This window comes from Mesorhizobium sp. M0870 (assembly GCF_040319775.1).
Lineage (GTDB): Bacteria > Pseudomonadota > Alphaproteobacteria > Rhizobiales > Rhizobiaceae > Mesorhizobium.
This window is the reverse complement of sequence record NZ_JAMYOI010000004.1, coordinates 163,951-189,499: the sequence shown is the minus strand read 5'-3', so window position 1 is coordinate 189,499 and position 25,549 is coordinate 163,951. Positions and strand designations below refer to the sequence as shown.

Genomic DNA, 25,549 nt, shown 5'->3' with positions numbered 1-25,549 from the left:
ACCCTGCTCAAAGGCCGTTCCGGCGTCTTGAAGAAATGTTACCTGACAGAGAGCGCGGTCGGCGTTTCGCCGGCGAGGTCGCGAAACTCGCGCACCAGATGCGCCTGGTCGGCATAGCCGCAATCGGCGGCGATATCCGCCCAGTCGGCTGCCGGCTGTCTCGACAGGCCGAGCGCCCGGTTGAAGCGGACGATGCGCGACAGCGTCTTGGGGCCGATGCCGATGGCGTTGGAAAAACTGCCGGCGAGATGTTTGCGGCTCCAGCCCAGTCTTTCGGCGATCGATGCAATGCGGGTCCGGCCGCCGGATGTGATGATGCGGTCATAGGCCCAGGCGATTTCGAGCGGCGTTTCCGCGGCGTTCTCGAGACGGGCGGTGACGAAGGCTTCGGCCACGTCGAAACGCGTGGCCCAGTCCGGCGCGTTGCCAAGCCGTTCACGCAGCGCCATGCCTTGCGCGCCAAGCACGTCGTCGAGGGCGACCATGCTGTCAGCCAGCTCGCTCATCGGCAGGCGGAAGAAACGGCGTGCGCCAAGCGGCGTGAAGTTGACCTGGACGCAGCAGGCGCCGCCGAAGGATTCGATCACCACCGGTCCGGCATAGAGACCGGCGGCGAAACTGGCGAAGCGGTCATTGTCGCCGGGCGCCTTGCCGAGGCCGATGGCGAAGGGTTCGGCGAAGCTGATGACCAGCGGTACGGTGAGCGACGCGTATTCGACGTTGCGCATATGGCCGGGCGCCATTTCGCGATAGCCGCAAATGTCTGACACAATGCCCTCAAGTCGAGGGTCGGGCAGGCGCCGGCGCATCTCGAACCGCCCGGCGACGGATCGGTCCTGCTCTTGCTGGGGTTGCATATCGACGGGCATTGGCCATCCTTGCGCCAAGTCAAATCTAGCAGACTCGAGGCCGGAATCAAAAGCGCCCGGCTTTTGGCCGGGCGCTCCTCGTCCCCACTTCAAGGGAAATGGTCAGGCGCCGCGCATCAAGCAGCCGCCGGCAAGCACGATGAAAGCAATAAGTACGATCCACACCGATGCGAGTGGAATGAATGCAAGAACGCCAAGCGCGGCGAGGACGCCGATGATGGCGATAACAACGGAGATGATAAAAACGATCTGGGTAGGTGCGCTAAGATTCATGTCTGCCTCTCCAACATGATTCGAACAGCGGCATTCTATCAGGGCGCGTGATCACACACCAATCAAGGCGCGCAGTGGGTTCGCCGGGTCGGCCAGCAGCTTCACAGCAAGCGCCAGGCACACGATTACCAGCAGCGGCTTGATCAGTTTCGCGCCGATGCGCATGGCCAGGCTGGCGCCGACGCGGGCGCCGAGGAACTGGGCAACGCCCATCATCAGGCCGATCTTCCAGTAGACGACGCCGAAGGCCGCGAAGACGATGAAGCCGCCGATGTTGGAGGCGAAGTTGAGCAGCTTGGTATGCGCCGTCGCCTTGAGCACGCCATAGCCGGCGAGCGCCACGAAGGCCAGCATGTAGAAGGAGCCTGCGCCCGGTCCAAACAGGCCATCGTAGAAGCCGATGGCGGGCACAAGGATCAGTCCGAACAGGAAGGGCGACAGCCGCTCGGCGCGGTCGATGTCGTTCATGTTGGGCTTAAACGCGAAGTAGAGCGCGATGGCGATCAGCACGATAGGCAGGGCAGCACGCAGAATGTCACCCGGCACGATCGTTGCCAGCAAGGCGCCGATGGCGCTTCCGACAAGGGCCAGAAGCGCCGACGGCAATTGCCGGCGCAGATCGACATGACCCTTCGATGCGTAGTGGATGGTCGCCGAGCCCGAGCCGAACATGCCTTGCAGTTTGTTGGTGGCGAGCGCCTGGACCGGTGTGAAGCCGGCAAGCAGCAGCGCCGGCACCGTGATCAGCCCGCCACCGCCGGCGATCGAATCGACAAAACCCGCGGCAAAGGCGGCGAAGGCGAGCATGGCGACGGTCTGGATGCTAAGGTCGATCATCTGATGTATGGGGGTATCCGGCCGGCTGAAATATCGGGCGTTCGACCACGGCCACCCTGTTTGCGCAAGGTCGATTCCGCGCTACCTCTATCCAAGCGCATCGCGCTTGGATTTGTATTTGTGTGGTTAACCCGGAAAGAGGCTCCTGATGGCATTCGCATTGCTGGACCAGATACGTCAAATATTCGACGGCGACCCGGGTGTGCGCAAGGTGGCGGACGATCCGGTCCTGTCGGCGGAACTGCTGATGTTGTTTCGCATGATCCTGGCCGACGGGTCTGTCAGCGAGAGCGAGATGGTTGCCTTCCGGCGCATCTGCAAGGACGCCTTCGGCATTGCGGAAAGCAGTATCGACAGCGTCATCGAATATCTCAACGAGTTCGGCTACGAGACCAATGGTTCGCAGGCGATCGCACTGTTCCGCGACCTCGATGTCGAGCGGCGCCGGCAATTGGCCAAACATATGGCGGAGATTGCCAAGGCGGATTCGCAACTGGCCGAGAGCGAGATACGCCTGCTGCGCCGCACGCTCGACCTGCTCGATATCAGCCCGGTCGATGTGGTGAAGCCGCAGGAGTGATTGGGCCGCCTTCTCTCCTGATCAGCCTTGCTCTCGCAGCCGCTTCGCGATTGCCCGGTGCAAGTCAGGGGCGGCGGTGACAAGCGCCTTGGCAGCCTCGGATTGCGGGTGGTCGAGCACCTCGCTCGTCTTGCCGCGCTCGACAACCTTGCCGTCATGCATGACCAGCACCTCGTCCGTGATGGCGCGCGCGACGGTCAGGTCGTGGGTGATGAAGAGGTAGGCGATGCCGAGCTTCTGGTTGAGTTCGGCGAACAGATCGAGGATCTGGGCGCGGATCGAGACATCGAGCGCCGAGACCGGCTCGTCGGCGACGACCAGCTTGGGGCGGGTGATGATGGCGCGGGCGATCGACAGGCGCTGGCGCTGGCCGCCGGAAAATTCGTGCGGGTATTTGTCCATGTCGCTGATGCCGAGACCGACTTCGTGCAGCGCATGCGCCACCATCTCGCGGCGTTCGGCGCGCGTCGGCTTTTTCTCCAGCACATGCAGGGGTTCGGCGATCAGTTTTTCGACTTTCTGGCGCGGGTCGAAGGAACCGTAGGGATCCTGGAAGACGACCTGCATGTTACGTCGCGCCGGCTTCAGCTCGGCTTCGCTCTTGCCGGTGACGGTCTCGCCTCGGAACCGGATCGTGCCCGAGCTTGGCTGGTCCAGCGCCAGGATCATGCGGGCGAGCGTTGACTTGCCGCAACCGGAGCGGCCGACCAGCGCCACTGACTGACCCGGCGCCATCGACAGGGAGACATCGTCGACGGCTCGGATACCAGGCGCGCGTTTGAACAATGAGGTGCGTCGGCCGGGATAGTCGCGGGTCACGCTTTCGACCTGAAGCAAAGGTTGGCCCGTCTCGATGTCATGCGGCCTGGCGCGCGCCGGCACATGCATCGAGGCCTGCGCCAGCTGGCGCGTGTAGGGGTGGGTCTGTTCGGACAGCGTGCGCGCCGTGTCGCCGGCCTCCATCACCTCGCCATGGCGCAGGATGGTGATGCGGTCGGCCATCTCGGTCACCACGGCGAGGTCATGCGAGATCAGGAGCAGGCCCATGCGGCTTTCGGCGACGAGGTCGCGCAACAGGTCGAGGATCTGTGCCTGCAGCACCACGTCGAGCGCCGTCGTCGGTTCGTCGGCGATCAGCAGCTTCGGCTTCAGCGCGCAGGCGATGGCGATGACGACGCGCTGGCGCTGGCCGCCGGACAGTTCGTGCGGAAAGCGCGCCATCGGGAATTTCGCCTCGGGCAAGCCGACGCGGTCGAGCATCTTTCGCGCCCGGTCTTCGGCTTCGGCGCGGTTGGCCTTGGTGTGCCAGCGGATGCCTTCGGCGACTTGTTCGCCGATGGTCTTGACCGGGTTAAGCGCGGTCATCGGCTCCTGAAACACCATGCCGATGTCGTCGCCGCGCAGCGCACACATCTGGTCCTCGGTTGCTGCCAGGATGTCGATACCGTCGAATGTGACGCGTCCGGTGGCGCGCGCGGCATGGGGCAGAAGCTGCATCACCGTCAGCGCGGTCATCGATTTGCCCGAACCGGATTCGCCGACCAGCCCCATTACCTCACCGGGCGCGACGGAAAGCTCCATACCCCTGAGGATCTGCGTGTCGCCGATAGTCAGCGACAGGTTCTCAATGTCGAGCAGGCTCATCGCTGCCGCCGCGATTTCGGATCGAGGATGTCGGCAATGCCGTCGCCCAGCAGGTTCAGTCCCAGCACGGCGACGACGATCGCCATGCCCGGAAAGATCGCCATCCATGGCGCCACCACCATGCGGGTCTGCGCGTCGAACAGCATGCGGCCCCAGCTCGGCATCGGCGGCTGGGCACCCAGGCCCAGATAGGAAAGCCCGGCCTCGGCCAGGATGCCCAGCGCGAACTGGATGGTGCCCTGCACCAGGAGCAGCGTGGCGATGTTGGGCAGCACATGTTCGATTGTGATCTGCGTGCTGCTCTTGCCGGCGGCGCGCGCGGCCAGAATGAACTCGCGCGGCCAGATCGCCAGCGCGCCGGCGCGGGCGACACGGGCAAAGACCGGAATGTTGAAGATGCCGATGGCGATGATGGCGTTGATCGCGCCCGGCCCGAAGATGGCGGTGATCATGATCGCCGACAGCAAAGCCGGGAAGGCGAAGACGAGATCGTTCAGCCGCATCAGTGCCTCGTCGACGAGGCCGCCGCGTGCCGCGGCAAAGGCGCCGAGCGGCACGCCGACCCCCATGCCGATGCCAACCGCGACCAGCGCCACGGCAATCGAATTGCGGGCGCCGACCATGACCATCGACAGGATGTCGCGGCCGAAATGATCGGTGCCGAACCAGTGCGTCAGAGAGGGGGCTTGCGTCTTGTCCGATATCACCAGTTTGGTGACGTCGTAGGGCGTCCACGCATAGGAGACGATTGCCATTGCCAGGATCAGCAGGGTGATGACGAAACCGGCCACGAAGGCGGTGTTCCTGAATGCCTTGGCCAGGATGCTGCCGAACGTCTCCTCTGGGATGTCGATGTGCAGTGTCATTGCCGGCTTCTCAGGCGCGGATCGACAACCGCATAGGAAAGATCGACGAGAAGGTTGACGGCGATGACGGCGGCGACCAGCAGCATGACGACGCTTTCGACGACGATCAGATCGCGCTGGGTGATCGCCTGGAATACCAGCCGGCCGAGGCCGGGCAGATAGAAAACATTCTCGATGATGATGGTGCCGGCAAGCAGGAAGGCGAATTGCAGGCCCAGAATGGTCAGGACCGGGATCATGGCGTTGCGCAGTGCATGCCGCCACAAGACTGCGCGATAGGGCAGGCCCTTGGCGCGGGCGGTGCGGATGTAGTCTTCGCTCAGCACCTCGATCAGCGCCGAGCGGGTGACGCGCGCCAGGATCGCGGCTTGCGGCAAGGCAAGTGCGACCGCCGGCAGCAGCAGCGATTTCAGGGCTGGCCAGACGCCGGCACTCCAGCCGGGAAACCCACCGGCCGGGACCAGCCGCAGCCAGACGGCGAACACATAGATCAGCATCAGCGCGAACCAGAAATTGGGCACGGCGACGCCAAGCTGTGCGGCACCCATCGAAATCGTATCACCGGCGCGTCCACGCCGGCTGGCGGAAAACAGGCCAACGGGAATCGCGATGATGGTGGAGAGCGCAAGTGCAATCAGCGCCAGCGGCAGCGAGACGGCAAGCCGCTCGCTCACCAGGTCGATGACCGGCACCGAATAGGTGTAGGAACGGCCGAAATCGAGGCTGAGCAGGCCGCCGGCCCAGTGCAGATAGCGCAAGGCCAGTGGCGCGTTGAGGCCCATCTGGTTGCGGAGAAGTTCGATCTGGTCGGCGCTTGCGTTCATGCCCAGCATCAGCCGTGCCGGATCGCCGGGCAGGATCTCCAGCACGGCGAACACCACCATGGAAGCCAGCAGCAGCGTGGCGATGGCGACGGCGATGCGTTTTAGGAGATAGGCGGTCATGGAAGCGGAGGCACTGTTATTTTGTCCACCGGGCAAAGGTTGCGTTCCCGCACACCCCCCTCTGTCCTGCCGGACATCTCCCCCGCAAGGGGGGAGATTGTGCTCTCATCGAGGCTTTCGCCAATCGTTGACGGTGCGCAGACCAAGAAGGTTGCAAAGGGTGCACCATCGGCCAAACTGCCGATCTCCCCCCTTGCGGGGGAGATGCCCGGCAGGGCAGAGGGGGGTGTGACGGAGCGCAAGTTCCGCCAGGCAGCCTGAGTCTTCAATCCGACCACTTCACCTTGGTCAAATCATTGGCCTGGATCGGCGCGTTTTCCCACAGCCCTTGCAGCTTGGCGTCCCAGACTCCGACCTTCGGCAATTCGTAGAGGAAGCCGACCACGGCGTCGTCGGCCAGGATCTTCTGCGCTTGCCCCAGCAATTCCTTGCGCTTGGCTTCGTCGGAGGTGACACCGAGGTCGGCAATCACCTTGTCGAAGGCCGGGTTGTCGTAGTTGAAATAATAGTCCTTGCGCGAATAGATATCGATGTCGTTGGGCTCGGTGTGGGAGACGATGGTCAGGTCGTAATCCTTCTTGGTGAACACCTGATCCAGCCACTGTGCCCATTCGACCGGGATGATTTCCAGATCGATGCCGACGTCGCGAAGTTGTGAGGCGATGATCTCGCCGCCGAGCCGCGCATAGGCGGGCGGCGGCAGTTTCAGCGTCGCCTTGAAGCCGTTCTCGAGGCCTGCCTCCTTCAGCAGTTCCTTGGCCTTGGCGACATCATGCGGGTAGCGGCCGGTGAGGTCGACATAGTCCTTGTTGGCCGGCGACATATGCGAGCCGATCGGCTGCCCGAGGCCGGCCGAGGCGCCGTCGATGATCGCCTTGCGGTCGAGCGCGTAGGAGATCGCCTGTCTTACCTGCAGCTTGTCGAAAGGCGGCTTCTTGTTGTTGATCGACAGGATGGTCTCACCCTCGGTCGCGCCGATCACAACCTTGAAGCGCGGGTCGTCCTTGACCTGGGCGACGCTGTCGGCATCGAAGAACGGGAAAGCCTGGATGTCGCCCGAGAGCAGCGCCGGCACATAGGCGGCTGCATCCGGCACGATGCGGAACTCGGCCTTGTCGAGGGACGCCGGCGTACCCCAGTAGTTATCCGATTTGACCAAGGTGATCGACGATCCCTTGGCCCAGCTCTGGAACTTGAACGGGCCGGTGCCGATCGGTTTCTCCTTGTTGGTATCGGCAGATTCCGGCGCCACGATTACCGCGTCGCCCCAGCCCATATTGTAGAGGAACGAGCCCTGCGGGTTTTTCAGCGTGACCTTGACGGTTGCCGGGTCGACCACGTCGACTTTGTCGATGGCGGCGAACAGGCCCTTTTGTGCGTTGACGGAATTTTCGGCGCGGGCTCGATCGAGCGAGAATTTCACGTCGCTGGCGTCGAAGTCGGTGCCGTCATGGAATTTCACGCCGGTGTGCAGCTTGAAGGTGTAGACCTTTCCATCATCGGAAATGGTCCAGCTTTCGGCCAGATCCGGCAGCACCTCGCCATTCGGCCCGATGCGCGTCAGGCCTTCGAACACATTGGCGTAGAGAACCTCGTCGATCGCCGCGGCCGCCCCGGCGGTCGGATCGAGATGCGGGGGTTCGAGCGCGATGCCGATGACCAGGTCGGTTCGCGCGGCAAACGCAGAGGTGCCGGCGGCCAGCGACAGCACCGCGGCCGCCAGAATGGTTTTCCACAGTTTCATCGTGCAACTCCCCATGCGTTCAGACACGTGCTCGAACCCGGGCGATAGAAGCGTGATTTCGCCACGGAGTAAATTGCGTTTCGTTCTGCCCATTGGCGTGGCCGGGAATCTTTTTGTCCTGGCGACCGCATCGGCAGGTCGAAGCTTGTCGCGGTGCGCACCTTATTCCGTGGCTGTGCCGCGCAGCAGCACGTTGAGCCCTATTGCCATCACCTTGGCCGATTCTACCATGTCCGATATGCCGACCCATTCGTCCGGCCGATGGGCGAGGTCGAGAATGCCCGGCCCATAGGCAATGCAATCATAGATATGGCCGATGCGGGCTATGTGCTTCTGGTCGTAGGTGCCGGGCGAAATGACGTAGTCGGGTTCGCGGTCGAAGATCGCCATTATGCCTTGCGCAACCGCCTTGACCACCGGGGCGTCGCGCTCGGTCATCAGCGGCAGCACTTCCATCAGGTCGCGGATTTCGTAGTCGAATTTTGTCCGCTCGCGCTTTAGCCGGTCGAGAATACCGGTCAGTTCGCCTTTGACGGTGTCGAGATCTTCCTCCAGCAGGAAACGGCGGTCGATGGTCAGCCGGCAGGAGTCGGGCACGTTGGGCGACGGCAGGCCGGGCCGGAAGTCCTCGGTCTGGCCGCCATGGATCGAATTGATGTTCATGGTCGAGCGTTTTGCCCCTTCGGGCACGACCGGCATGCGCGTCATCTTGCGGTCGAGTGCGGGGAACAGCTCGTCCTCGAAAGCCCTCAGCACGGCGCCCATGTGACGTACGGCATTGTCGCCGAGAAACGGCATCGAGCCGTGCGCGATCTCGCCCTTGGTCTCGATCTCCGCCCACCAGACACCGCGATGACCGAGACAGATGCGGTCCTTGTTCAGCGGCTCGGGAATGATGACATGGTCGACCCTGGGCTTCGAGAAATAGCCGAGCCTGGCCAAATGGGCGACGCCGCCGAAACCACCGGACTCCTCGTCGACCGTGCCGGATATTTCGATGGCGCCGGGAAAATCGGGGAAGACTTCCAGGAAGGCTTCGGCTGCGACGATCGAGGCGGCAAGACCGCCCTTCATGTCGCAGGCGCCGCGGCCGTAGACCTTGCCGTCTTTGACGATGCCGGCAAAAGGATCGACGGTCCAGCCGTCGCCAGCTTCGACCACGTCGATGTGTGAGTTGAAGTGGACGCAGGCGCCTGACGATCTTCCGTCGAAACGGGCAACGACATTGACGCGCGGGTAGCGGTCGGTGTCGCCGGGCGTGCCTTCTGCGCGGATGAATTCGGTCTCGAAACCGCTCTTCTTCAGCCGCGCGCCGAGATATTCGGCGCATGGCCGATAGGCCTCGCCGGGTGGATTGATGGTCGGAAAACGGATCAGCTCAGTGGTCAGCGCGACGACATCGTCGCGCCTGTCATCGATTGCCCGGAGGAGTCGCTCGTTCATACCCAGAGTTGAGCAGCGATCTCAGCGGTTTTGCAAGCCCGTTGGTGATCGAGCCTGGGCGGCGTGTCGTTGCGGCAACTATTGCGGGAAATCGTTCAAATTCGCTGCTTTGGATTGGCGAATTGGTCAAGGTGTGTGTGTTAGCCCGTTCATCTGCCATTAAAAAGATGAAAGACAATTTGAGGGCAGACAGGTTAGGGGCAATCAAAGGGGTTTGATCGCATGAAAAAGACAGTTCTCATGGCAGCCGTGTTTGTTGCGATGCTGTTCGGTGCTTCGGGGCAGGGCTGGGCAGCCAGCCTCGTTGCAAATATTGACGTGTCGTCGCAGACGATGACCGTCAGATATGGTGCGTCGGTTTACCGGTGGAGCGTCTCCACCGCGCGCAAAGGCTACATTACCCCGCGCGGCAGCTATCGGCCGCAACGGACGGCGCGGATGTGGTATTCGCGCAAATACGACATGTCGCCGATGCCTCATTCCGTGTTCTTCCGCGGCGGCTATGCCATTCACGGCACCGGCGCGGTGAGGCAGCTCGGGCGCCCGGCATCGCATGGCTGTGTGCGCTTGCACCCGACCAACGCCGCCGCCTTCTATGCGATGGTTCGGCAAGCCGGCTTCGGCAATACGCGGATTGTCGTGACGAACTGAAGAGATTCAGGTTCGCTGTTGTCGGCTGGCGCAGGGCTAACACCCTCGCCAGCAGTTCTGTTTAAGCGTTTGGGACCGCTTTTGCCTGCGAGGGCCGCTTTCGACGCCCGCCGCTGATCTCCCACCTTTTGTGGAACCACATCCACTGGCCGGGATCTTCTCGCACCCAGCGTTCGACGACATCGTTGAGACGCTGGGTGGTGGCGTGGACATCGACGCTGCCGTCAGCGGTGCGCGGCAATGTCAGCTTGTCCTCGATTTCGAGCCGGAAGCGGTTGCCTGGCAGCCTGATGCAGCGCGCCGGATAGACGTCGCAGTCATAGTGACGGGCAAGGGTGGCCAGCACCCGATTGCTCTGGCACGGACGGCCGAAGAACGTCGTATCCAGTCCCTTGGAGAATTTCTGGTCGACAAGGATGCCGATGTTGCCGCCGTTCTCCAGGACCCCGGCCAAGGCGAATGAAGCACCGGCCATCGATGGCAGCAACGAGCCCATGGTCGAGCGGCGCGTCGAGAGGATGTAGTCGGCAAGATAAGGATTGTTGGGCGGCCGAAACAGCGCCGTGATGTTCATGCCGAAGGTCGCCGCCGCCACCGGCAGCAATTCGAAATTGCCGAGATGGCCGGTAAAGACGATGTGCGGCTTCTGTTCGCCAGCGATTTCGACGAAGTGGTCCGCTCCTTTGACCTCGATGCGGGCGGGCTTGATGGCCGTGGGGTCATAGTCGAAGAGGGCGTCGAGAAAGATGTATTCCGCGGCAAGACGGGCCATGTTGCCCCACATGTCGGAGGCGATCGCCTGGATCTCGGCTTCGCTCTTTTCCGGATAGGCCTTGCGCAGATTGTCGACGGCAACCTGATGGCGTCCCACCCGGGGGCCGACTAGGCGTGCGACGCGGTCGGCGAAATTCAGCGCACTGTCGGCCGGCAGCAGACGCAGGACCGAGATGATCATCATCGCCGCCCGCGCCACCAGCCAGTAATTGAGCTGGCGCAGTTGCCTGCCGTAACGAAATTTTAGATCCCGGCGGAACTTCTTGAACACAGAGGTCAAGGCTCTAGCCGACGCGCAGGATGATCTTGCCGAACACGTCGCGGCCTTCCATGCGCTTCAGCGCGGCATCTATACCGTCGAAGTCGACTTCGGTGTCGATGACAGGTGCGACCTGTCCCGCCGCCATTTTCTGCATGGCGTTTGCCATGTTCTCCATGCGGCAGCCAAAGGAGCCAAGCAGTTTCAATTGCTGCTGGAACAGCTGCATGAGGTTGATCTGCGTCGACACGCCGGAAGTCGAACCGCAGGTCACCAGGCGGCCGCCACGCTTCAGGCACAACATCGAGGCGGCAAAAGTGTCGGCGCCGACATGTTCGAAGACGACATCGACGCCCTTCTTCTTGGTCAGCTTGCGCACGACGCCCTCGAAACGGTCGTCGCGGTAGTTGATGACATGGTCGGCGCCGAGCGCCTTGGCCTTGTCGATCTTGTCGTTGGAGCCGACCGTGGTGATGATGGTGCAGCCCATCCGCCTGGCCAGCTGGATGGCCGCCGAGCCGATGCCGGATCCGCCGGCATGGATAAGGATCGTCTCGCCGGGCTGTAGCCTGGCGTTGTCGAATAGCATGTGCTCGACCGTGCCGAAGGTGACGGGCGCGACCGCCGCGCCGATGTCGGTCACGCCGGGCGGGGCAGGGACCAGCAGGCGAGCCGGCAGGTTGATCTTCTCTTGCGCGAAACCGTCGAGATGGAAACCGTGCACACCCGAAACATGTTCACAGAGGTTGTCGCGGCCTTCGCGGCAGGCTCGGCAGAGGCCGCAGGTGCGCGCGCCGTAGATCGATACCAATTGTCCGGGCAGCAGGCTGGAAACGCCGGGGCCTACCGCCTCGACCTCGCCGGAGGCTTCGGCGCCGACGACCAGAGGCAGCTTGCGCTTGGCGAAGGCCATGCCGCGCCAGCCCCAGACGTCGATATGGTTCAGCGCCACCGCCTTGATGCGCAGCGTGACTTCGCCAAGTGCCGGCGGTGAGGGGGGCGGCAGGTCCACCGTTTCAAGACGGCGGTCCTCGATAAGTTGCAATGCGCGCATTGGGCCTGTCGGTTTCGGTCTGGCTGAAAAAGGTCGCTTAGACCGGTTCCCGCGCCATGACAAGGCAAGTGTTCTGGCCGCCGAAGCCGAAGGAGTTCGACAGAACTGTGCGAACCTCGGCATTGCGCTTCTTGTTCGGCACCACGTCGAGCACGATCGCGGGGTCGGGATTGTCATAGTTGATGGTCGGCGGAATGACGCTTTCGCGCATCGTCATCAGCGAGAACGCCGCCTCGACGGCGCCCGCCGCCGACAGCGTGTGGCCGATCATCGATTTGTTCGACGAGACCGGCATCGAGCCGATCCGCTCGCCGAACACGGTCGACAGCGACAGATGCTCCATCTTGTCGTTTTCGGGCGTCGAAGTGCCGTGAGCGTTCACGTAGTCGATCTCGTCTTCGCTCAAGCCGGCATCGGCAAGCACAGCACGGACCGCCGCGATCGCCGGCGAAGCGTCCGGCTTCGAGCGGGTGCGGTGGAAATCGTCCGCCTTTTCGCCGCAGCCGCGCAGGATGCCAAGAATCGTGGCGCCGCGCGCCATCGCGGCTTCCAGCGATTCCAGCACGAGAGCGCCGGAGCCCTCGGCCAGCACAAAGCCGTCGCGCTCCTTGGAGAAGGGTTTTGACGCCTTTTCGGGAATGTCGTTGTGGGTCGACAGCGCCGACAGCAGCGAGAAGCGGATCAGCGCCTCGGCGGTTGCCGAACCGTCGGCGCCGATCGACAGCGCCCGGTCGCATTCGCCGCGGCGGATCGCCTCGACGCCGAGTTGGATCGCGGTGGCGCCGGAAGCGCAAGCGGTCGACAGCGTGATCGGCAGCCCGCGTGTGCCGAAACGGTCGGCGAGCCGGCCGGCAATCGAGCCGAACTGCGTGGTCTCGAAAATGTCCAGTTCCTTCAATCCGCGCGCCACCCGCAGCAGCCGTTCGCCGCCGGAGTCCAGTTTGTTGGAATTGTAGAGCGCGAAGCGGTCGTGCCAGTCGAGTTCGACCGGCGGTGAAGCGAGGAAGAGAGGACCACCGAAATCACCGGAATCGAGGCCGGATTCGGCCACGGCCTCACGCGCGGCGGTTTCCGCCAGTTCATAGGTGAGGTGGCTGGAGCCCTTCGAGCTCGATGGCAGGAAGTCGACCATGCCGGAGATGCGGGTGTTGAGATGATCGACCGGAAAACGGGTAATCGGGTGGATGCCCGACTTGCCCGAGGTCAGCGCCGCCCAATTGTCGGCCTTGCCGACGCCAAGCGAGGTCACCACGCCGATGCCGGTGACGGCAACGATCGGCCTGCCCATATGATCGTTCAGATTGGCCATGCGGGAGCCCTCGAGCGTTTATCGTTGCGGCATGGATCGTGGAACACCGCCTCAGGCGGCGTTGATCAGCGCCATGCCCTCGAATTGGTGATAGCCGATCGCCGTTGCAAGGACGGTTGCGGGAACCCCTTCGAACGGCTTCTCGGCTGCGGCATCAAAAACGGGGTAGGCGGCCTTGCGATCGACGGCCAGCGCCGCCAGTGCCACGGCGAAGGGAAACTGTGCTTCCTTCATGTGCCCGGTCAGCGTCGAGAAGCCGCGCGCGGCAATCGCCGGATTGGCGTCGAGCGCTGCTTTCTCGGCGATGGTTGCCATATGGGCGCCTGACGCGCCCGACAGGGCCAGTAATTTGCCGTTCGGCATTGCAGCCTGCTTGAGCAGTGCGGCGATCTCGGTGTCGAGTTCTCCCCGTGGGCGCCTGGCGCGGCCGGAGACGACCGGCCCAAGCTCGGCATAAATCTTTCGTCCGCGGCTTGTCGCGTGTTCGCGCTGCTCCAGCACCAAGAAGGCACCGCCGGATCCAGTCACGACGCCGCCGCCCTCAGCCCCCTGTCTTTGCCAGACCGGCTTCCACGGGCCGCGATGCAAATAGCCGGCGAGTTCATAGCCGAGCAGCATGTCGGAATGTTCGGTCTGGAAGGCGCCGCCGACCAGGATGTGCGTCGACTGGCCGGAGCGGATGCGCGCGGCTGCCGTCTCGACGGCGGCGACACCGGCACCTTCCTCACCCATGAAGGTTCTGGATGAGCCCGTCACCTTGTGGACGATGGAGATGTTGCCGGCGAGCAGATTGGAAAGCTGGGCCAGGAACAGTGTCGGCCGCAATTCGGTGGTCAATTTCTCGTTGAGCAGCACATCGCGGTCGTTGCGGCTTTCCGAAGCGGCGAGAATGGCGGCATCGACCGCCTCGTCGCGTTCGCCGCCGCCTGCGGCCACAACCATGTCCATGGTCGTGCAGAGTTCGTCATTGCCCTTGATGCCGGCGTCGTCCAGCGCCAGGCCTGCGGCATAGGTGCCGAGCCTCTGCCAGGTTTCCATCTGGCGCTGATCGCCGCGTTTGGCGATCTGCAGGTTCCAGTCGATCTCCGGCAATGGATGGACGGTATAGGGTGCAAAGCGCGCCGCTTCGAGCACCGGTTCCAGGCCCGGCTGCGCGAGCTTCTGCCAATGGGCGTCCGGACCTTCCCCCAGCGAGGAGACAAGGCCGATACCAGTGATGACGACGTCGCGGGGGCTGCTCATGAGCGGCTTTGTGGGTCAGGCGGCAGGGCGCGTCAAGATCACGCGCTCAACCGAAGTCAGGCGGTCTTGGCGGCAACCAGTGCGTCGATCTTGGCGCACAGGTTCTTCATGACGAAGTAATCGTCGGTCGAAGCCTTGCCGTCGTTAACTTCCTGGGTCCACTTTTCCAGCGGCACCTTGATGCCGAATTCCTTGTCGATGGCGAAGACGATGTCGAGGAAATCGAGGCTGTCGATGCCGAGATCGTCGATCGTGTGGCTCTCGGGCGTAATGGTGTCGATATCGATCTCGCTGGTGTCGGCAATGATCTTGGCGACTTTGTCGAACGTGGTGGACAAGGGCTTTTCCTTCGGTTGCGGGCGGAATCTGTCCGCATCTTGTTTGGGCGCTGTCTAATCGGTTTTTCCCGGCAGGAAAAGGCCTGATACGCCGGGCGCAGATGGGTAGGGTATCCAGGAAACGCAAGAAGGGCCGCCGGTTTACCCAGCGGCCCTTCTTGTTGACGCTACGTCAGCCTTTGTTTCGAGGCATGTCGTTTTCCCAAAACCGGAATCACTTTGGGCGACATGCATCAGCTGTCGCGGAGCTTGACCACATCGTTCAGCAGCCCGCCCGTTCCGTTGTGGACGGTCAGCCGCTCGACCTTGCCGGCGATGGTTTCCAGAGCCTCAAGCTCCTTCAACCGCAGCATCACCGGGTTTTCCGCCATCACCCTGGCCGTGTTGAGGAGGGAACGCGTCGCGTTCGTCTCCTCGCGGCGACGGATGATGTTGGCCTCGGCCTGCTTTTCGGCCGACACCACCTGGTTGAGGATCTCGCGCATCTCGCCCGGCAGGGTGACATCCTTGAGGGCGATATCGCTGACCTCCACCCCGATCTCGGCCATATCAGCGCGGACCTTGCCAGCGGCTTCTTCGTCGATCGTCACCTTCTTTTCAAGGATCTGATCGAGTGTCAGCGCGCCAAGGGTCTTGCGGAAGGCGTACTGCAGGGCGCGGTAAAGGGCTTCGGAGAAGTCCTTCACCATGCTCACCGCCTTGACAGGATCGACGACCCGGTATTCGGCTGCGATGTTGACGCGGATCGTCACGCGATCCTTGGTCAGCACTTCCTGCCCGGCAACGTCGAGCGACTGGCGCTTGAGGTCGACGACCTTGATCTGCACCATGCGTCCGACGTTCCAGAAGCCATGCACGCCCGCCGTCAGCGTCCTGACCAGGACACCGTCGATGAACAGCAGCCCGGCCTGACCGTCGACGACCGGGTGGGCGGACATCAATTCCGCCTTCCGGGCCTGGCCGAGCCGGCGCATGACCGCCGCATCGATGGCGAGATCGACCGATGTGTCGATCAGCGTCACCTTCCACGGACCGGCATCCGTCCACAGCACGAGCTTGCGGTCCGGCGCCAGAACGGCGTGCAGATTGCCGTCACGCTCGATGATGGCGACATCCGTGCGCCCGGTGCGAACGACGGTGAAATGACGCGCGGCCACATCCGGGAGCTTGTCGAACAACGCCTTCTCGTATGCCGAAACGAATTCCGGGTTCTTCAGATCGTGCCGGGACACTTCAAGGCTGCCGCGCCGGTTGGCGAGCCAATGTTCGCCCGGCAGCAGGACAGTCTTGATCTCACCCTTATGGAGGGTGAGGGCACGTTCGTTTTCCTTTACGAGGACGCGCTCGCGTCCAAGAACCTTGTCGAGAATTGTCATTGTTTCACTCCTGTCGGGCATGGCCCCATGCGAGGCGTCAAGTCATGCGTCGATCGTTCCTTTCGTTTCTCGTTTCACATCGTCGTCTTGCGTCATCGTCCGGGCACGAATGATCCGGGGACTGGTGGCATCAATCCGTGGCGGGCCTTCGGGAGCGGATCGCGGGGCAGCGAAGCGGGCGCCGGAGGCCGAGCTTCCTTTGCCGGCGACACTGCGCCTTGATCGTCACCGCGGGCCTGGCCGCGAGCCGATGGCGAAAGACGCTTGGGATGATCCGCGCCCGAGGGCTTGGGCCATCCGTTCAGTCTTTCGCATTCCAGTCCCCTGACCGTTTTTCGGATGGCTTTTCAGGCCAATGGAGAAGGAATCGAACCTTCGACAGTCAGATTAACAATCTGATGCTCTAACCAAACTGAGCTATCCGTGGTGCAGATGAAGGGAATTGAACCCCCGACCTCCGGACCCAAATCCGGCGCTCTCCCGCTGAGCTACATCCGCGATCCCAATCCCCAAAGCGGCGCCGTATACAGGGCGGCAAAGCCGCCTGCACGGGCGGAGGCGAAAGCTCCAACCGTTGTGCTCGCTTCGGTTCTCGTGACCGGGAGCGCGCCTATAGCCCCTGCGACGGGTTGTCGCAAGCGGCATTGTCGTGGCGGATTTGCGGCTTCTTGCGGCGGTGGCATTTCGGCAACACCGCTTTCGACGTCAGCGATCGCGCGCAGGGAGCTCAGAAGGTGACCCGGCCGAGCACGCGCAGGCTATCGCCCTGCGGCTCCACGACCACGGCCTCGCCTTCGCGCGGCGAGATGCCGGTCAGCGCCACGATGTCTTCCAGATGGGTGACCATGACCAGATTGTCGGAGCCGGAATAGGCGCGGATTTCTTTCAGGATCGCCGCGATCTGCTCGGCTTTCTGCGCCTCGTCGCCCTTCAGGAGATCGAGCGGAGCAAACAGCTCCGGCTCGGCCTCGAAGGCGATGCGGGCAGTATCGAGGCAGCGGCAATAGCGGCTGGACAACACGCGCTCGATCGGTGCCGCACGGGCGGCAAACAGAGCGCCGATCTTGCTCGCCTGTTGCTTGCCACGGGCCGACAGGTTCATCTGGGTGGCGCAACTGTCGATGTCGAAATTGGCCGGGTCGGTGGTGCCGGTGACCATGGCATGGCGCAGCAGCACGACATGTCCGCCATCGCGCAGCAGCGCCCAGCCTGCATCCGTGGCGTGGGCCACGCCGGGAATAAGAAACAGGAACAACGCCAAGGCAAATCGAATCATCCGCTATCCTTCTCCGGTTCCCGGCAATGGGTTCCGGTGACGGGACATATAGGGACGGTAAAGCCAGCCGAAAGACAAGGCGCGGTCGGCGGGATGCGTAGACCTACTTCTTCGCCATCTGCTTCTTCACCAGATCGATCTTCTGGTCGGTGAGCGGGATGGGGATTGTGTAGCCGGCTTCGGTAAAGCCCTGCTTGGCGTTCTCGAAGAATTCGATCGCCTTTTGATATTCGGCCTTGCCCCCGCCATAGCTGGCTCGGTTCCAGCTGACGTCACCGAGATTGTTCTGCGCGAAGGCCCATTGCATGGGCAGGCTTTCCCTGGTGAATACCTTCAGCGTCGCCGTGAAGGCGACTTCGGCATCGCCGAGGTACTTGTCGGTGCGTTCGAGATTGCCGAGGTTGAGCAGGCTCATGCCGATGCCGTTTTGTGCGTTGGCCCAGTCGACAGGTGCTGCGTCGACAGTCAGCACGTCGAGTGCTGCCCTGCGGGCTGCGATGGACTCAAGCAAGGTCTTGGGGTCGGCATTGCTCATGCTCAGCCAATGCAGCGCCGAGCCGAGGCCCGCCTGGGTCAGCGCCCATTGCCGCGGGTTCGTCTCGCGCTTGTACTCGCGCAACGCATCGCGGTAGGCGGCAATGGCTTCACCGTAATGTTCCAGCTTGTCGGTCACGCCGCCCAGAAGCTGCAGCGTGTTGCCGAGATTGTAGTGGCTCATTGCCCAGTCGAGGGGAAATTTTCGTCTGACATAGACCTGCCGGGCCGCCTGGAAGGCGCTTGCCGACTGCTCGAGCTTGGCCGCATCGCGGGTGCGCTGGCCAAGCGTCTGGTAGATCGAACCGAGATTGTTCTGTGCCGACGCCCAGTCCATTGGGAAACGCTGCCGGGTAAACACTGTCAGCGCATCGTCATAGGCCGCCGCGGCCTCTTCGAGCGCGCCGGTGCCCATATCGAAGCGAGCGACACCGCTCAGCGCGTTGCCGAGGTTGAGCCTGCTGGTCGCCCATGAGACGGGGAAGGTTTCACGGGTTCGCACTTCAAGCGCGGCACGGAACGCGTTGGCCGCCTCGTTTATCTTCGCCTTGTCGTTGAGCTGAATGCCGAGCGACACCAGCGTGTTGCCGAGATTGTTCTCGACCATCGCCCATTCAACCGGCGCCTTTTCGCGTGTGTATTCCTCAAGTGCCAGCCGGTAGGCCGCCTCGGCTTGCGTCAGATGTTCGCCGGCGGCCTCGCGCTCGGAAAGCGCATAGAGCGCCAGGCCGAGATTGTTCTGCGAAGCGGCCCAGTCGAGCGGGACCTTGTCGCGCGGGCGTTTTTCGAGTGTGGCGCGCATCGCCACCACCGCCTCGTTCAGGCGTTTCGGGTCGCTCTCACGTTCGCCGATCTTCAACAGCACATTGGCCAGATTGTTCTGCGCGGCGGCCCAGTTGAGATCGTCCTTCTCGCGCTCGAACACGACAAGGGAATCGCGAAAGATCCGCGCTGCCTCTTCAAGGCGCGCGGTCTCCGTCTCTCGCTCGCCGATGGTCTGCAGCACCACCGCCATGTTGTTGCGGGTGATCGCCCAGTCGCGATTCTGTTCGCCGTTGGGGATGAAGTTCAGAATGGTGCGATAGGCCTCGATGGAGTGCTGCAGCGCATCGAGGTCGCCGGTGGCGTAGCCGTAGGCGTTCAGCGCCTCGGCTTGCTGGTTCTTGTAGTTCCAGCGCAGCTTGTCGTCCCATTTTTCGGCCAGCGAAAACGCCTTGGCATAGTCGCCGGCGGCGGATCTGTAGTCGAAGACCAGCCCCGAGGCGTCGGCCCGCCTGGCGTAGATCGCGGCATCGGCAAGACGCTTCTGCTTGACGAGGTCTTCGGCTTCATCGACCGCATCGTCGGTCTGCTCGACCCGGCCGACTGCATCGTCGAGGAATTTCCGCGCCGTCACGATGGCGCCCTGGCCGATCGCCTTGTCGGCGGAGGCGATCAGGCGTTTGATCTCCGGATCGTCGGTGCGCAGCGCGGCGCGCTCGGACATCATCTTCTTCAGGCGCTCGGCCTGGGCGTCGAGCATCTTTTGCAGGTCGGACGGATCCTCCGGGATCTTTTCCGTGCCGAGCGCCTTCAGCACGCCATAGAGTGCATCGAGCGGCACGCCTTCCTGCAGCGAAGCCAGTTCCACCTGCGCCCGTTTGGGGTCGGGCAGGTCGGAAATCGTCAGCAGTAGCTGGCGCCGCTCGCCGGTGATCAGCCCGTCGTCGCCGGTCGGCTCTGCTGGTGCGACACCAAAATAGAGCAGGCGGCGCAGGCTCTCATTGACCCAGGGGCGCTGCTTTGCCTTTGTGTCGAGATAGACCTCCTCGGTCACCATGCGCATGACCGAGCCGAACTCGGTACCCTTCATCGCCGCGAGGTGGCGCAGCAAAGCGGACGCATAAGGGCTGTTTTCGCCGGCGGCGCCATCGAGCGCTGGACGACCCGGTTCTGCGGCAAAGCCGACCACCGTACCCAGGCTCGCGTCGGCCGCCGGCGCATTGCCGAGCGCCTTCGCGCCGCGCACCGGCTCCAAGCCGCCGGCGCCGATGGGCGAGGCGGAAGCGGTCGGTGAGCGCCGGACCATGGCATCGGCGGGGAATGGATTGGTGCGGCAGGCGTCGAGCAGCATGATCGTCACCGGCACTGTCTTTTTCAATGCCTCCATGACGGCCGATATCGGCACAAGGCTGGTGCCGGCATCCTTCAGCGACGGGACGTCGGCATCGACCGGAACCAGATAGTTTTCGCCGCCGGCCTCGATGCCATGACCGGAGTAGTAGATGAAGGCGACATCGGCGCCGTCGGCATCTTCGGTGAACCGCTCCAGGTCGCGCTTCAGCTTGGTGGCGTCGCGGTCGGTGACGCTGCGGGCGTCGAAGCCAAGGTCGGTCAGCATCTTGGCCATGTCGCGGGCGTCGTTGGCGGGGTTGGGCAGGGCGGCGATGTGCAGGTAATTCGACTGGCCGATGATCAGCGCCACGCCCTTAAGGCTTTTTGTCTCGGCAACTGCAAGCGCGGTCGCGGCAAGGCAAAGCAGTGCGGCGATGAAAGCCGTCAGCCATGCCCGCCGCAAAAGATTAAGCTTCGAGGTTTCGACAAAGGTCATTTGTCGTTCGCATCCGCCCTGATGATCCAAGCCCTCTATAACGCTGCCAATGGACCATGATCAAATTTGGCCATGATCAAATTAGGGCATGATCAAATTCGGGCGCGATTGCGCCGCGGCCGTGGCTCGCCTATCCCTGAAAAATGTCGCCGCTCACCGAAACCGTTCTTTTCGTCTTCAGCCTCGTCGCGCTCGGCTATCTCACCGGGCTCACCGGCTATCTAAAGCCGGCCAGCGGGGACGGCATCTCCGAATTCGCCATCAACGTGGCGATGCCGCTGCTGCTGTTTCGGACGATGGTGAATTCCGATTTCCATGGCGTGGCGCCATGGTCGCTGTGGGGCGCTTACTTCACCGCGGTTGCAATGACATGGGCTGCCGGCCATCTGGTGACGACGCGAATCTTCGGGCGGGACGCACGCACAGGTATCGTCGGTGGAGTGTCGTCGTCCTTCTCGAATGTGGTGTTGCTGGGCATTCCCTTCGTTCTCGGCGTATTCGGGTCCAGCGGATTCGAAGTGCTGTCGCTGCTCGTTTCCGTGCATCTGCCGACCATGATGATGGCGTCGATCATCATGTTCGAGATATTTGGCCGCGGTGGCAGCGAGCCCGTACACCCGCTGCGCATCATCCAGAGCTTTCTGAGAAGACTGTTCACCAATCCCCTGATCATCGGCATCCTGGCCGGGCTGGCATGGCGCCTAACCGGCGCGCCGCTGCCGAACCTTGCCACACGGCTGGTCGATGCGCTGGCTGACACTGCCGGGCCAGTGGCGCTGTTCGCCATGGGCCTCAGCCTGCGCCGCTTCGGTATCTCCGGCAATGTCCGGCCGGCTCTGGCGCTTTCGGTGCTGAAATTGTTCCTGATGCCGGCTCTGGTTCTCGGTCTGGTCTGGCTGCTTGGCCTGCCGCCATTGACGGCCAAAGTGGCGGTGGTGGTGGCGGCGCTACCATCCGGCATCAATTCCTATCTCATCGCCGTGCAGTTCAACACCGGCCAGGCGCTGGCGTCGAACCAGATGACAATCGCCACGGCGAGCGCGGTTGTTACAACCGCCTTCTGGCTGACGGTGGTGCTCCACGTTTTCGGATAGGATATGTCGATAGTCAGATAGTGCGGCCAGCGATCGGCACGGCATATGTCCGGCCTGCTCTCGCCTCGGGCTGGTCCAACCCCTATATGCCATCTTGCGATTGCTTGCGGGCCTTGCCCTCGGTAAAGAGCAGTGGCTCCGGCGTGCCGGCTTCAGTCCATGGCGCACGCTCACCGAAGATTTCACAGACCGGCCCGTCAGCGCGCCGAACGGAGGATAGACCATGCTTCAGAAAACCAGCCATTTCATGCGGCAGGCCAATCTCATCAACGGCGAATGGGTGCAGGCCGACAGCGGCCAGACGGTCGACGTCAACAACCCGGCCACCGGTCTCAAGATCGGCACCGTGCCGAAGTCGGGCAAAGCCGAGACCCGCCGCGCCATCGAAGCCGCCGCGGAAGCTTTCAAGACCTGGCGCAAGACGACCGCGCTCGAGCGCTCGAAGCTGCTGCGCAAGCTGCACGACGCGATGATGGACAATCAGGACGTGCTGGCCGAACTGCTGACCATCGAACAGGGCAAGTCGCTGTTCGAATCGAAGGGCGAGATCGGCTCCGCCGCGGCCTATATATTGTGGTTCGCCGAGGAAGGCCGCCGCACCTATGGCGACGTGGTGCCGTCGCCGTGGGCGGATCGCCGTATCCTGGTGACCAAGGAACCGGTCGGCGTCATCGCCGCCATCACGCCGTGGAATTTCCCGTCCTCGATGCTGGCCCGCAAGCTCGGCCCGGCGCTCGCCGCCGGCTGCACCGCAGTGGTCAAGCCGGCCTCGCAGACGCCGTATTCGGGCCTCGCCTGGGGTGCGCTCGCAGCGGAGGTCGGCTTCCCCAAGGGCGTCGTCAACATCCTGACCGGTTCGGCAAGCGAGATCGGCGACGAGATCTGCGCCAATCCGCTGGTGTCGAAGATCACCTTCACCGGATCGACCGAAGTCGGCAAGCTTCTCATCCAGAAGTCGTCGGTCACCGTCAAGAAAGTGTCGATGGAGCTCGGTGGCAACGCGCCGTTCATTGTCTTCGATGACGCCGACCTCGAGCGTGCGGTCGCTGGTGCGATCACCGCCAAGTATCGCAATTCCGGCCAGACCTGCGTCTGCACCAACCGCTTCCTTGTCCAGGCTGGTGTCTATGACAAGTTCGTCGAGAAGCTCGCTGCCGCCAGCAACGGGCTGAAGGTCGGCTCCGGCCTCGAGGACGGCGTGCAGCAGGGGCCGCTGATCGACGAGAAGGCGGTCGAGAAGGTCGAAGAACTGATCGCCGACGCCACATCCAAGGGCGGCAAGATCGTTGCCGGCGGCAAGCGCCATGCGCTCGGCGGTTCGTTCTTCCAGCCGACGGTCATTGCCAATGCGACGCCCAAGATGCGCTTCATGAAGGAAGAGATCTTTGGCCCGGTCGCACCGGTGTTCAAGTTCGAGACCGAAGAGGAGGCGATAGCACTCGCCAACGACACCGAATTCGGCCTCGCCTGCTATTTCTACACCGGCGATCTCGGCCGCGCCTTCCGCGTCATGGAAGGGCTGAAATACGGCATGGTCGGCGTCAATGAAGGCCTCATCACCACGCCGGAGGCGCCGTTCGGCGGCGTCAAGGAATCGGGTCTCGGCAAAGAAGGCGGACATCAGGGCATCGAGGATTATCTCGACACCAAATATGTCTGCATCGGCGGCCTCGGCCTCTGATAGGATATTCCCTGAGATGGGGAGGCCGATGGCCTGCCTGTCTCTCATGGGAAAACCAGCCGAAGTCTTCTGGATCAACTGGCATTTACGGGCATGGCGATGAAGGACGGCGAGGTTTTCGGCACGACGCAGCCTGGCGAGCAGGTGCGTCGCTTCACGATCAGGGGCGGCGGCATCACAGCCAACATCATCGGTCTGGGCGCGATCATCCAGGATCTGCGCCTCACCGGGCACGATGCGCCGCTGGTGCTCGGCTATGACAGTTTGGAAAGCTACGAGACGGATACGGCGTTCTTCGGTGCGGTCGTCGGTCGCTACGCCAACCGCATCCGCGACGGCCGTTTCACCATCGCCGGCAATCGCTATCAGACCGAGCAAAACTTCCTCGCCAGGCATACGCTGCATGGCGGTTCGCAAGGTTACTCCCACCGGCCGTGGACGGTTTCCTTGCATGGCAGGGATTTCGTCACGCTGACCCTGCACGATCCCGAGGGCGCGATGGGTTTTCCCGGCGCGCTCGATGTCACCTGCACCTACCGGTTGAAGATCCCCGGCACGCTCAGCGTCGAGCTGACCGCCACCTGCGAGGAGCCGACGCTGTGCAATCTGACCCAGCATTCCTATTTCAACCTGGATGATGGCGGCGCCGGCGACATTCTCGACCACAGGATGATGCTGAATGCCGGCGCCTACCTGCCGGTCGATGGCGACATGATCCCGACCGGCGTGGTCAAGCCGGTTGACGGTACGCCGTTCGATTTCCGCCAGGCGCGGCCGCTGCGCATGGAGACCGAGGGCGAACAGCTGCCCTACGACCAGAATTTCTGCCTCGCTTCGGCACGCGGGCCGCTCAAGCAGGCGGCATGGGCGCAAGGCGCCAGTTCCGGTGTCGAGATGGAGGTCTGGACCACTGAGCCGGGCGTCCAGCTCTATACCGGCCAGTACGTGACGCCGCGCACCGGGTTGGAAGGCCGCGACTACAAGGCTTTTTGCGGCTTCTGCCTGGAGCCGCAGATTTGGCCGGACGCGCCGAACCGGCCTTATTTCCCGCAGGCGACGCTGTGGCCGGGCGCGATCTACCACCACGTGACGGAATACAGATTCCGTCTGCCCTGAGGCCTGCCAATGTTCAGGTGAAGCCCGCCTGACCTGAATCGCAACAGACTTTAGCCGGCGAAGGCCGCGCGCAGCGTCTCGAACGGCGCCAGCGCGCCGCGCACCTGCACCACGGCGGCGGCGACGCGATGCGCACGGCGTGCTGCTTCAAGCGGGTCGTGGCCGGCAAGTCGAGCCGCAAGATAGCCGCCGTTGAAGGAATCGCCGGCGCCCGTCGTATCGGCGGGAGCGGCGACATGGATTGCCGGGACTTCGCGCAGCGTTCCTGCTTGGGCAATCAGTGCCGGTGCTTCGCCGTTCTTGACGACGACCTCGCCGACGAGTTGCCCGAGCCGCTTCGCTGTGGCTTGCGGTGTTGGATCGCCGAACAGCATCTGCTCGTCGGGGAAGGTCGGCAATGCGATGTCGGTGACGGCAAGGGCTTCGACGATCGCTGCCTGCGCATCCTCGCGCTCACGCCAGAGCCGCGGCCGATAGTTGGGGTCGAAGGCGATAAGTGAACCAGCCGAACGCGCCTTGGCGACGGCGGCCAGCAACTCAGCGCGCGCGGCTTCGTCCAGAATTGCCAAAGTGATTCCGGAAAAATAGACAAGTGCCTGATTTTCCAGGTTTTTCGATAATGCGGCCGGGTCCGAGACAAGCTGCCGCGCGGCGGCGTCGCCACGCCAATAGGTGAAGGAACGTTCGGCTCCCGTCAGCGTGATGGCATAGAGGCCGGGCCGCGCGCCCGCTATGAGCGGGCTGGAGCCGATGCCGATGCCGTTTTCAGCGAAGAAATCGATCTGGCCTTGCGAGAATGGATCGTCGCCGAAGGCCGAGACATAGGTTGCCGGCCGCTCAGCGCTCAGTGCATGCAGCGCCCACAGCGTGTTGAACGTGTCGCCGGCAAAGCCTATGCGCCAGTTCGGTCCCGTCTGGCCCGACAGTTCGAGCATGCATTCGCCGATCGAGGCGACGCCGTTTCCCGCCATCTGCAATCCTCCAGTGATCTCGGTGCTGTAGCTTTTTGCCACCGGCAGCGCCATGCTTGGCAAGCAGGGTTTTTTCCGCCACAG

At 63.1% G+C, this 25,549-nt stretch carries 22 protein-coding genes and 2 tRNA genes; 5 read left to right on the top strand and 19 right to left on the bottom strand.

The genetic code is table 11. The features are described 5' to 3' along the window. Positions 1-38 precede the first annotated feature (38 nt). From NKH97_RS07210 to NKH97_RS07200, 3 genes are all read right to left on the bottom strand, one after another. The gene (locus NKH97_RS07210; RefSeq protein WP_023812275.1) at positions 39-869 is read right to left on the bottom strand and encodes a helix-turn-helix transcriptional regulator; all 831 of its coding nucleotides are present in this window, start codon (positions 867-869) and stop codon (positions 39-41) included. A gap of 102 nt (positions 870-971) precedes the next feature. Further along, positions 972-1,142: a hypothetical protein gene (locus NKH97_RS07205; protein WP_023812274.1), complete on the bottom strand. Its 171-nt coding sequence runs from the start codon at positions 1,140-1,142 to the stop codon at positions 972-974. 51 nt (positions 1,143-1,193) lie between these two features. Next, entirely contained in the window at positions 1,194-1,979 is a 786-nt protein-coding gene (locus tag NKH97_RS07200; RefSeq protein WP_023812273.1) for a TSUP family transporter, read from the bottom strand. 148 nt (positions 1,980-2,127) lie between these two features. Here NKH97_RS07200 and NKH97_RS07195 point away from each other — a divergent pair, with 148 nt between their 5' ends. Beyond that, positions 2,128-2,559, top strand: coding sequence for a TerB family tellurite resistance protein (locus tag NKH97_RS07195; RefSeq protein ID WP_352609576.1), 432 nt, complete (start codon positions 2,128-2,130; stop codon positions 2,557-2,559). A gap of 21 nt (positions 2,560-2,580) precedes the next feature. Here NKH97_RS07195 and NKH97_RS07190 read toward each other — a convergent pair whose 3' ends face one another. The 5 genes from NKH97_RS07190 to NKH97_RS07170 all read right to left on the bottom strand — a co-directional run bounded on the left by NKH97_RS07190 (position 2,581) and on the right by NKH97_RS07170 (position 9,200). Next, the gene (locus NKH97_RS07190; protein ID WP_023812271.1) at positions 2,581-4,203 is read right to left on the bottom strand and encodes an ABC transporter ATP-binding protein; all 1,623 of its coding nucleotides are present in this window, start codon (positions 4,201-4,203) and stop codon (positions 2,581-2,583) included. Further along, positions 4,200-5,069: an ABC transporter permease gene (locus NKH97_RS07185; protein ID WP_023812270.1), complete on the bottom strand. Its 870-nt coding sequence runs from the start codon at positions 5,067-5,069 to the stop codon at positions 4,200-4,202. Before NKH97_RS07185 ends, NKH97_RS07190 begins: the two co-directional genes overlap by 4 nt. After that, positions 5,066-6,013 (bottom strand): ABC transporter permease, encoded by a 948-nt coding sequence (locus tag NKH97_RS07180; RefSeq protein ID WP_023812269.1) that lies wholly within the window; start codon positions 6,011-6,013, stop codon positions 5,066-5,068. The genes NKH97_RS07185 and NKH97_RS07180 overlap by 4 nt, the downstream gene beginning before the upstream one ends. A 265-nt stretch (positions 6,014-6,278) precedes the next feature. Next, the gene (locus tag NKH97_RS07175; RefSeq protein ID WP_023812268.1) at positions 6,279-7,757 is read right to left on the bottom strand and encodes an ABC transporter substrate-binding protein; all 1,479 of its coding nucleotides are present in this window, start codon (positions 7,755-7,757) and stop codon (positions 6,279-6,281) included. A 162-nt stretch (positions 7,758-7,919) separates the two neighbouring features. Next, positions 7,920-9,200 (bottom strand): acetylornithine deacetylase/succinyl-diaminopimelate desuccinylase family protein, encoded by a 1,281-nt coding sequence (locus NKH97_RS07170; RefSeq protein WP_352795869.1) that lies wholly within the window; start codon positions 9,198-9,200, stop codon positions 7,920-7,922. 222 nt (positions 9,201-9,422) lie between these two features. Between NKH97_RS07170 and NKH97_RS07165 the strand changes: the two genes are divergently transcribed. Continuing rightward, the gene (locus NKH97_RS07165; protein ID WP_023812266.1) at positions 9,423-9,851 is read left to right on the top strand and encodes a L,D-transpeptidase; all 429 of its coding nucleotides are present in this window, start codon (positions 9,423-9,425) and stop codon (positions 9,849-9,851) included. Positions 9,852-9,912: 61 nt separating this feature from the next. Here NKH97_RS07165 and NKH97_RS07160 read toward each other — a convergent pair whose 3' ends face one another. From NKH97_RS07160 to NKH97_RS07115, 10 genes are all read right to left on the bottom strand, one after another. Next, the gene (locus NKH97_RS07160; protein WP_352795962.1) at positions 9,913-10,896 is read right to left on the bottom strand and encodes a lipid A biosynthesis lauroyl acyltransferase; all 984 of its coding nucleotides are present in this window, start codon (positions 10,894-10,896) and stop codon (positions 9,913-9,915) included. 13 nt (positions 10,897-10,909) lie between these two features. Beyond that, positions 10,910-11,938, bottom strand: a complete 1,029-nt coding sequence (locus tag NKH97_RS07155) for a zinc-binding dehydrogenase (RefSeq protein ID WP_352773731.1) — start codon at positions 11,936-11,938, stop codon at positions 10,910-10,912. A gap of 37 nt (positions 11,939-11,975) precedes the next feature. After that, positions 11,976-13,247, bottom strand: a complete 1,272-nt coding sequence (locus NKH97_RS07150) for a beta-ketoacyl-ACP synthase (protein WP_352679782.1) — start codon at positions 13,245-13,247, stop codon at positions 11,976-11,978. 51 nt (positions 13,248-13,298) lie between these two features. Continuing rightward, positions 13,299-14,489, bottom strand: a complete 1,191-nt coding sequence (locus tag NKH97_RS07145) for a beta-ketoacyl-ACP synthase (RefSeq protein ID WP_128303982.1) — start codon at positions 14,487-14,489, stop codon at positions 13,299-13,301. A gap of 56 nt (positions 14,490-14,545) precedes the next feature. Next, positions 14,546-14,827 carry an acyl carrier protein gene (locus NKH97_RS07140; RefSeq protein ID WP_010909964.1) on the bottom strand — a complete coding sequence of 94 codons (282 nt, stop codon included), beginning with the start codon at positions 14,825-14,827 and terminating at the stop codon, positions 14,546-14,548. Positions 14,828-15,060: 233 nt separating this feature from the next. Next, on the bottom strand, positions 15,061-16,203 hold the full coding sequence (locus tag NKH97_RS07135) for a slipin family protein (protein WP_352795866.1): 1,143 nt from the start codon (positions 16,201-16,203) through the stop codon (positions 15,061-15,063). 352 nt (positions 16,204-16,555) lie between these two features. After that, a tRNA-Asn gene (locus NKH97_RS07130) sits at positions 16,556-16,625 on the bottom strand. Between the two features lie 2 nt (positions 16,626-16,627). Beyond that, positions 16,628-16,701: transfer RNA gene (locus NKH97_RS07125), tRNA-OTHER, on the bottom strand. A gap of 229 nt (positions 16,702-16,930) precedes the next feature. Then, positions 16,931-17,479, bottom strand: coding sequence for a histidine phosphatase family protein (locus NKH97_RS07120; protein ID WP_352795864.1), 549 nt, complete (start codon positions 17,477-17,479; stop codon positions 16,931-16,933). A 103-nt stretch (positions 17,480-17,582) separates the two neighbouring features. Then, positions 17,583-20,603: a caspase family protein gene (locus NKH97_RS07115; protein WP_352795862.1), complete on the bottom strand. Its 3,021-nt coding sequence runs from the start codon at positions 20,601-20,603 to the stop codon at positions 17,583-17,585. Between the two features lie 143 nt (positions 20,604-20,746). On the opposite strand from NKH97_RS07115, the gene NKH97_RS07110 reads away from it, so the two are divergent. From NKH97_RS07110 to NKH97_RS07100, 3 genes are all read left to right on the top strand, one after another. Next, positions 20,747-21,697, top strand: coding sequence for an AEC family transporter (locus tag NKH97_RS07110; RefSeq protein ID WP_128303984.1), 951 nt, complete (start codon positions 20,747-20,749; stop codon positions 21,695-21,697). 223 nt (positions 21,698-21,920) lie between these two features. Beyond that, entirely contained in the window at positions 21,921-23,378 is a 1,458-nt protein-coding gene (locus NKH97_RS07105; protein WP_352720050.1) for an NAD-dependent succinate-semialdehyde dehydrogenase, read from the top strand. 93 nt (positions 23,379-23,471) lie between these two features. After that, positions 23,472-24,494 carry an aldose epimerase family protein gene (locus NKH97_RS07100; protein WP_352795859.1) on the top strand — a complete coding sequence of 341 codons (1,023 nt, stop codon included), beginning with the start codon at positions 23,472-23,474 and terminating at the stop codon, positions 24,492-24,494. A 50-nt stretch (positions 24,495-24,544) separates the two neighbouring features. On the opposite strand, the gene NKH97_RS07095 is transcribed toward NKH97_RS07100, so the two are convergent. After that, positions 24,545-25,465, bottom strand: a complete 921-nt coding sequence (locus NKH97_RS07095; protein ID WP_128304045.1) for a sugar kinase — start codon at positions 25,463-25,465, stop codon at positions 24,545-24,547. Positions 25,466-25,549: the final 84 nt, after the last annotated feature.